Raw genomic sequence first — 7,960 nt, forward strand, 5'->3', positions numbered from 1 at the left:
GCCGCGGCGGCGGCCACGTCGCCGCGCCCGCCCGCCGTGGCAGAACGCGCCGCGTCCCAGCTCACCGCGGTGGCCAGCTCGGCGCCGACCAGCATGTTCGCCAAGTGGTGCTTGACGGCCTGGAAGCCGCCGATCGTACGGCCGAACTGCTCGCGCACCTTGGCGTATTCCAGGGCCATGTCCAGGCAGGCGCGCGCGCCGCCCGCCGCCTCGGCGGCCGCCAGGGCGCGGACGATCCGTACGGCGGTGGCGGCGGCGGTGCCGAGGATGTCGTCCGGCGTGGGGGACAGGCCGCTGACCGTCAGTGTGGACAGTCCGAGGGACGGGTCGAGGCCGGTGGCCGGCTCCAGCCGTACCGCCGGGTCGTCGCTGTCCACGAGCACGATGTCGTCGTCCACCCGCAGCATGAGCCGCTTCGCCCAGCGGCCCGCGAGCACCGCGCCGCCGGCCCCGTCGACCGTACCGTCCGCGGTGCGGTTCAGCCGGGGGGCCAGGGCGAGTCCGACGACGAGCGAGCCGTCGACGACCTGTGCGAGCAGGCTCTTCCGCTGGGCGTCCGTACCGTGCGCCGCCAGGACCGCGGCGGCGGCGGCCGAGGCGAGGAACGGGCCGGGGGACAGGGCGTGGCCGAGTTCGTCGGCGACGACGGCCAGTTCGGGCAGGCCGTACCCCGATCCGCCGTAGGCTTCCGGGACATGGAGGCCGAGCCAGCCCAGATCGGCGAGCTTCTTCCAGGATCCCGGCAGCGCGGCCGGCGGCCGGTCGAGCGCGGTCCTGGACCAGCCGCGCAGATCCTCCGCCGTGGCGAACGATCTGACCACACCGGCCAGAGCGCTGTGGTCATCGGTGATGGCGAGTGCCATGGGACGGCCTCCTGAGTTCCGGATGGCTATACCGTAACCATTACCGTGCATGCGTCAATACTTTGCGCAGAGGTGCGAACGGGCCAGGAAACAGCAGCGAAACAAGCCGTTGACAGGTGTGACGCAGCCCACTACATTGCCGATACCGTTCGCTTTACGGTACGGGTTTCGGCAGTGTTGACGGGCACTCCCCACTCATTGATTCCCGAACGGCGACCGACCCGGTATCCGCACATCGCTCTTGCAGCAGCCACTCGACCCTGTTTGTGGGAGGAGAGTTCCATGCGCGTACCCTCATCCGATTTCCGGGCCAGGCCGGTCCTCAGACGACTGCTCCTGGCGACGACCGCCGCCGCCCTCGTGGTGCCGGGCCTCACCGCGTGCGGCACCAGCGCCGTGTCGTCCGCCAACTCGTCATCGGGCTGTTCGTCGCCCGGTGTCACAGCGAAAGAAGTCAAGGTCGCGGTCATCGACCCGGAGACCGGCCCGTCGGCCACGACCTTCGCCGGCTTCCTGGAAGCGGCCAAGGCCCGCTTCCAGGCGCAGAACGACGCGGGCGGGATCAACGGCCGCAAAGTCACCGTACTGACCGACGACGACCAGGGCGACGGGGCGCAGCAGGTCATCGCCGCCCGCAACGCCGTCCAGTCGCAGCAGGTGTTCGGTGTGCTGTCGGCGTCACGCGTCGACACCATGTACGACTACCTCAAGCAGCAGAACATCCCCGTCACCGGATACCCGGGACAGCCCGCCTACGCCACCGACAACAACGCGTTCGGCTTCGGCGGCGCCTCGTCGACCGGCTATGTCTCCACCGCCCAGGTGGAACGGATGAAGGCGGCCGGAGCCACCAACGTCGCCAACCTGTCGCACAATTCGGCCGGCGCCATCAACAGCGCGAAGGGCTTCGACGTGGCGGCGTCCAAAGCCCGGCTCAAGGTCGGTGTCCGGCAGTGGGACATCCCGCTCGGCGCCTTCGACGCCACCGCCGTCGCGATCAAGATGAAGCAGGCCGGGGTCGACGGGATCTCCGCGCAGCTCCTGACGGACTCCAGTGTGTCCGTGCTCAAGGCACTCAAGGCACAGGGCGTCAAGCTCAAGGCCATACTCGTGGCCGGTGTCTACGACCCGGAGGTCTCCGGCCAGATCTCCGGCCTCCTCCAGGGCGCCATCGCCAGCCCCGTCGGCACCATCCCCACCGAACTGAACAACGCCGCCACCCAGAAGTACGTCGCCACGATGAAGAAGTACGCGCCGAAGATCCCGCCGAACGTCGGCTTCGCCAACACCGGTTACGTCTCGGCCGACCTGTTCATCAGAGGTCTGGAGGCCGCCGGATCCTGTGTCTCCCGGACCAACTTCATCGACAGCCTGCGCAAGGTGAAGGGGTACGACGGCGGCGGCCTGCTGGTGCGGCCCGCCAACTTCGGCCCGGCCGAACTCCCCACCGGCACGCCGTACTCCGCCTGCTCCTGGTACGCGATCTACCAGGGCACCAAGTGGGTCCCCGACCCGAAGGCCACGTGCGGCGACCTCTACAAGTTCACCGGCTGAACGGAAGGTTGCTGTGTTCAGTTATCTCGTGGCCGGACTCGTCACAGGCGCGATCTACGCGATCTCGTCCCTGGGCCTCGTCCTGACCTACAACGCCTCACGCGTGTTCAACTTCGCCCAGGGCGGCATGGCGTTCTTCATCGCCTACTGCTTCTACTGGCTGCGCACCGAGCAGGGACTGCCGACCGTCGTCGCGCTCGTCATCTCGCTCCTCGTCATCGGCCCGCTCGTCGGTCTGCTGCTGTGGGCCGTGCTCCTCGGCCGGCTCAGCTCGGCCACCCCGATGGTGCGGATGGCGGCCACCATCGGCCTGTCCGTCGCCCTCGCCTCCGGCACCACCCTGATCTTCGGCAACAAGCAGGTGTTCCAGCCGAAGGGCATCGCGGGCACCGCCGAACGCGTCTTCAGTATCGGCGGGGTCGCCATCAGCGACGAACAGCTGACCATCCTCGGGGTGGCCGCCTTCCTGTCACTGGTCGCCTTCCTCGTACTCAAACGCACCACGGCCGGGCTCATCACCCGGGGCACCGTCGACTCCCCCCTGATGACGTCACTGACCGGCACCAACTCCAACATGGTCGTGGCCGGCACCTGGATGGTCGGCGTCGCGGTGGCAGGACTCGCCGGCATCATGATCACGCCACAGGTGGGACTCAACGCCGGGGGCTTCTCCACCTCCGTCGCCGCCTCGTTCGCCGGCGTGGTGATCGGCCGGCTGACCAACCTGTGGTGGGCGTTCTTCGGCTCGCTGTTCGTCGGCGTCGCCCAGTCAGTCGTCATCCCGTGGCTGCCCGACAAGGGCTTCCTCGCCACCTCGCTCCGCCCCAGCCTGCCGTTCGTCATCATGGTGCTCGCCATCGTGATCCAGGCGGCGGTACGGCGCGGTGTCAGCGACGACGCGCAGACCAGCGAGGTCGCCTCCCTGATGAGCACGTCGGAGAAGAACCAGGCGCGCGTGCTCGCCCTGCTGCGCGCACAGCGCGGCCGGTGGGACCGCTGGGCCGGCTTCGCGCTGCTGGTGGTCACCCTGGTGGCCGTCCCGTACGTGTTCACCGACTACTGGCTCGGAGTCATCACCCTCGGCATCTGCTACGCCGTCGCCCTGCTCTCGTTCCGGCTCGTCAGCGGCGAGGCCGGCATCATCGGGATCTGCCAGATCACCTTCGCCGGCATCGGGGCCGTGGCCACCGCCCAACTGGCCACCGTGCACGGCCTTCCCGTGGTCCCCGCCATGCTGATCGGCGCCCTGATCGCGATGGCCTGCGGTGCGCTGGTCGGAGCCGTCGCACTGCCACTGGGCCAGCTCTACGCCGCGATCGTCACCTTCGCCTTCGCGCTCCTCGCCGACCAGGTCATCTTCACCCGGGACACCTTCTCCCAGTACGACTCGGGGGTCACCCTGGCCAGGCCCGTGCTGTTCGGCCGGCTCTTCGACTCCAACCTGGCCTTCTTCCAGTTCGCCGTGGTGGTGTTCCTGCTGGTCGTACTCGGTCTGTGGCTGCTGCGGCGCTCCAGCTTCGGACTGAAGTTCGCGACGATGCGCGCCAGCCGGAACCGCGCCTCGACGCTGGGCCTGCCGATCTACCGCTCCCGGCTCGCGCTGTTCGCGCTGGGCGCCGCCGTCGCCGGGCTCGGCGGCGCGCTCCTCGGCAGCTTCCAGCTCGTCGCCTTCCCCGGCGCCTACAACGCCACCCTCGGCCTCACCTGGTTCGCCCTGGCCATGGCGCAAGGCTCGTGGAGCATGGGCGGCGCGGCCACCGCGGGCCTCTCGCTGGCCATCGCGCCCGCGCTGTTCACCACGTACCTGCCGACCCGGCTCGGCGACCTGCCCGCCGTCCTCTTCGGGCTCATGGCGATCCAGGTCGTCGCCAACCCGATCGGCATCAACCCGCAGATCCGCTCGGGCTTCCGGGCACTGGCGATCAGGCTCTCGCCCCTGCCGCCACCACCGGCCGGCGGCACGCCGGCGCCCGTGCCGGAGACCGTACCCAGGGAACAGCCGACCACCACGACCTCCGGAGGCGTGCAGTGACGACCGCACCGAGCACGGACATCGCGCTCTCGCTGCGCGACATCACCGTCCGCTTCGGGGGCGTGTGCGCCCTCGACCAGGTGACCATCGAGGTGCCCAAGGGCAAGATCTCGGGACTCATCGGCCCCAACGGCGCAGGCAAGACAACACTGTTGGGGGTCGCCTCCGGGCTCCAGCAGGTGGACTCCGGACAGATCCTGCTCGAAGGACAGGACCTGACAGGCGCGCGACCACAGCGCTTCGCCCGCGCCCGGATGGCCCGCACCTTCCAACAGCCTCAGCTCGTACCCGAGTTGGACGTACGTCAGCATGTCCTGCTGGGGCTGCGGCTGTCCCGTGGGGACGGCCCCGCCGGCCGGGCCGGTGAACTCGAGGTCGCCGACCGGCTGCTGGCCGAACTCGGTCTCGCGGAGGTCAGCAGACGCGGGCCGATGGAGCTGCCGCTCGGGCTGCGCCGGCTGGTCGAGGTGGCCCAGTGCATCGCGAGCGACCCGCGGATCCTGCTGCTCGACGAGCCGTCGGCGGGCCTCAACCGGGCGGAGACCCAGGCGTTCGCCGCGATCGTGTCGCGGCTCGCCGCCGACCGGGGAATCGCCGTCCTGCTGGTCGAACACGACATGGATCTGGTCCTGGAGATCAGTGAGCAGCTGTTCGTCCTCGACTTCGGCGAGCTGATCGCCGCGGGGCCGACCGCCGAGGTCACCAGCGACCGGCGGGTCAGGGAAGCCTATCTGGGTGTGCTGAAGGAGCCGGCATGACAACACCATTCGTCTCGGTCGACGGGCTGACCATCACCTACGGCGACGCCGTCGCGGTCGACGGTGTCTCCTTCTCCCTCGAACAGGGGGAGTGCCTGGCGGTCCTCGGTCCCAACGGCGCCGGCAAGAGCAGCATCGCCAAGGCCTTCGCCGGGCTCATCAAACCGTCGGCGGGGTCCATCACGGTCGACGGCGCGGACCTCACTCATCGCCCCTCCCACCAGATCGCCCGCAGCAGGGTCGCGTATCTGCCCGAGGGCCGGGGGATCTTCCCGACGCTCACGGTCGCGGAGAACGTGACCCTGGGCATGCGGGTCCTGCCGCGTGCCGACCGGGCGGCGGCCGAACAGGAGGTGTACCAGCTCTTCCCCGTCCTCGGCCGGCGCACGAAGCAGTTCGCGGCGACCCTGTCCGGCGGCGAGCAGCAGATGCTGGCCGTGGCGCGGGCGCTGATGACCAAGCCGAAGCTGCTGGTGGCCGACGAGGTGAGCCTCGGGCTCGCCCCGCTGGTCATCGACGCCATCTACGAGGCGTGGAGCTCGGTGCGATCCACCGGACTGACGATGGTCGTCATCGAGCAGTACGTCGAGAAGGCCCTCGGCTTCGCCGACCGCGCGCTCGTCCTGCGGCGCGGCCGGGTGCTGTGGTCCGGCGCGGCGGCGGGCGCCGCCGAGCACATCGCGCGCGACTACCTCGGCGACGGCATGGCCTCGCCGGTGTGACAGCGGGCAAAACCACTGACGAGCCGCGTACGGTGCGCCGTACGCGGCTCGTTGGTGTGGGCGTGGGTGCGGGTGCGGGTGCGGTGTGGTTGCTGGTGCGACTACGCGACGACGCCCGCCGAGCGGTAGCGGGCCACCGCCGCCTCGTCGTAGCCGGCCGCCGTGAGCACCTCGGCGGTGTGCTCGCCGAACTCCGGTGCGGGCTCGGGCCGGTCGGCGACCTCGTCGAACATCACCGGCGGTGTCACCAGCGACAGCGGTCCCTCCGGGTAGTCGACGTCGGCGATCAGCCCGTTCGCCACCACCTGCGGGTCGTCGTGGAGTTCGCGGGGTGTCTGGATCGGTGCCCACACCCCGCGCAGGGTGAGCAGGATCTTGCCCCAGTCCTCGTACGTCCTGGCAGCGAACACCTCGTCCAGCACGCCGACGAGCACCGCGCTGTTCGCCGCCCGGTCGGCCGTCGTCGCGAACCGAGGATCGTCGGGCAGGTCGGTCCTGCCGATGTGGCGGCAGAAGTCGAGCCACTCGTTCTGCCGGTCGCCCAGCATCGACAGACACAGAAAACGGTCGTCGGCGGTGCGGTAGGTGCCGCTCGCCCAGTGGATGTCCTCGCGGGCGGGCCGCGCGGTGAACACCTGCTCCTCCGGCGGGAACTTGCTGCTGATGATCGCCGGGCCGTTGAACCAGAGCGCCGAGCCGAGCAGCGAGGAGTCCACCACGGGCGCCGTGCCGGTCCGTTCGCGCTGCAGCAGCGCGGCGCTGATGCCGCCCGCCAGCACCAGACCGGACATCCCGTCACCGTGTCCCACCATGCCGGTGGGCCGTTCGGCGCCGGTCACGCCCATCGTCGTCGCCGACAGTGAGCCCCGGCCCCACCAGGTCGCGCCGTCGTAGCCGCCCCTGCCGGACTCGGGGCCCAGCGGCCCGTTGCCGGTGCCCTTCGCGTAGATGATGTCCGGGTTGATCTCGCGGATCTGGTCGACGTCGAACCCGAGCTTCCGCCGGGTCGCCGGCAGGAAGCTGGTCAGGAACACATCGGCGTCCTTGACCAGCCGGTGCAGGATCGCGCGCCCCTCCTCGTCGGCGAGGTTGAGTGCGATACCGCGCTTGCCCCGGTTGTAGTGCTTGAACATCCAGTGAGCGCCGCCCGGTTCGAGCGATCCCCCGGAGAACAGCCGCATCGGGTCGGGGGACGACGGGTTCTCGATATGGATGACATCGGCCCCCCAGCCGGCCAGCACGGCGCCGGCCGAGGGGCAGAACGCCCACAGGGTCAGGTCCAGGACACGAATACCGGCGAGTGGTTTCACACGGATCTCCGATCGTTGTCGTTGTGAACGTCGTTGTGAACGTCGTTGTGAACGTTGTCGTGGGTGTCGGTGTCGGTGTCGGTGTGGACACCGGCCGCAGCGCCCCCGCGGCCGGCTGTGAGCAGCGCCGTCACCAGCGCGGCGACCCCGCAGCCCGTCATGATCACTGCCATCGGCAGCTGGGTGGACCTCCCGAAGGCGCCGACCAGCGGCGCCGTGGCGGCGCCCACCCCGAACTGGGTGAAGCCGAGCAGCGCCGACGCCGTGCCGGCGTGCTCGCGTGGGCCCGCCATGGCGACGGCCGATCCGTTGGGCAGGGCGAGACCCACCGGGGCGACGGCCAGCAGCAGGGTCGGTACGACCACCGGCAGCCCCGCCCCGGCCAGCGTGCCCAGCAGCAGCCCGGCGCAGCCGAGCGTGCAGCAGACCGTGGCGGCCACCAGCAGTACCGGCGGTGGGTAGCGTGTGCTCAGCGCCGAGGAGAGCCGGCTCATCGCGATGATGCCCAGCGCGTTCAGACCGAAGACCAGCGCGTACATCTGCTGGGTGAGCTGGAAGGTCTGCTGGAACACGAAGGACGATCCGGCGATGTACGTGAACATGGCGCCGGTGGTGAACGCACTGCTCAACACGGCCCCCACGAAGCGCCGGTCGCCGAGCAGCGCGGGCAATACGCGTGCGGCGCCCGGCCGCCGCGCGGCCGTCGCCCGCTCGGCGGCGG

General features: G+C 70.1%; 7 protein-coding genes. 4 read left to right on the plus strand and 3 right to left on the minus strand.

The features are described from left to right. The coding region (locus HY68_RS44360; protein ID WP_041999051.1) for an acyl-CoA dehydrogenase family protein at positions 1–863 on the minus strand (863 nt) is incomplete at its 3' end. A 282-nt stretch (positions 864–1,145) separates the two neighbouring features. Between HY68_RS44360 and HY68_RS33585 the strand changes: the two genes are divergently transcribed. From HY68_RS33585 to HY68_RS33600, 4 genes are read left to right on the plus strand one after another with little or no spacing between them, the layout of a single operon-like run. Continuing rightward, positions 1,146–2,417 carry an ABC transporter substrate-binding protein gene (locus HY68_RS33585; protein ID WP_041999054.1) on the plus strand — a complete coding sequence of 424 codons (1,272 nt, stop codon included), beginning with the start codon at positions 1,146–1,148 and terminating at the stop codon, positions 2,415–2,417. 13 nt (positions 2,418–2,430) lie between these two features. Next, positions 2,431–4,449 (plus strand): ABC transporter permease, encoded by a 2,019-nt coding sequence (locus HY68_RS33590; RefSeq protein ID WP_041999056.1) that lies wholly within the window; start codon positions 2,431–2,433, stop codon positions 4,447–4,449. Then, entirely contained in the window at positions 4,446–5,207 is a 762-nt protein-coding gene (locus tag HY68_RS33595) for an ATP-binding cassette domain-containing protein (protein WP_041999058.1), read from the plus strand. Before HY68_RS33590 ends, HY68_RS33595 begins: the two co-directional genes overlap by 4 nt. After that, complete coding sequence (locus HY68_RS33600) at positions 5,204–5,929, plus strand: ABC transporter ATP-binding protein (RefSeq protein WP_041999061.1); 726 nt, start codon at positions 5,204–5,206, stop codon at positions 5,927–5,929. Before HY68_RS33595 ends, HY68_RS33600 begins: the two co-directional genes overlap by 4 nt. 101 nt (positions 5,930–6,030) lie before the next feature. On the opposite strand, the gene HY68_RS43025 is transcribed toward HY68_RS33600, so the two are convergent. Beyond that, positions 6,031–7,239: a CoA transferase gene (locus HY68_RS43025; protein ID WP_041999064.1), complete on the minus strand. Its 1,209-nt coding sequence runs from the start codon at positions 7,237–7,239 to the stop codon at positions 6,031–6,033. Then, a partial coding sequence (locus HY68_RS43030) for an MFS transporter (RefSeq protein ID WP_347560677.1) occupies positions 7,236–7,960 on the minus strand: 725 nt, incomplete at its 5' end. The genes HY68_RS43030 and HY68_RS43025, both read right to left, overlap by 4 nt.

The organism is Streptomyces sp. AcH 505, assembly GCF_000818175.1.
Taxonomy (GTDB): Bacteria; Actinomycetota; Actinomycetes; order Streptomycetales; family Streptomycetaceae; genus Streptomyces.

Coding starts and splice junctions, on each gene's coding strand:
- HY68_RS33585 (WP_041999054.1), top strand. CDS start 1,146: ATGCGCGTACCCTCATCCGATTTCCGGGCCAGGCCGGTCCTCAGACGA.
- HY68_RS33600 (WP_041999061.1), top strand. CDS start 5,204: ATGACAACACCATTCGTCTCGGTCGACGGGCTGACCATCACCTACGGC.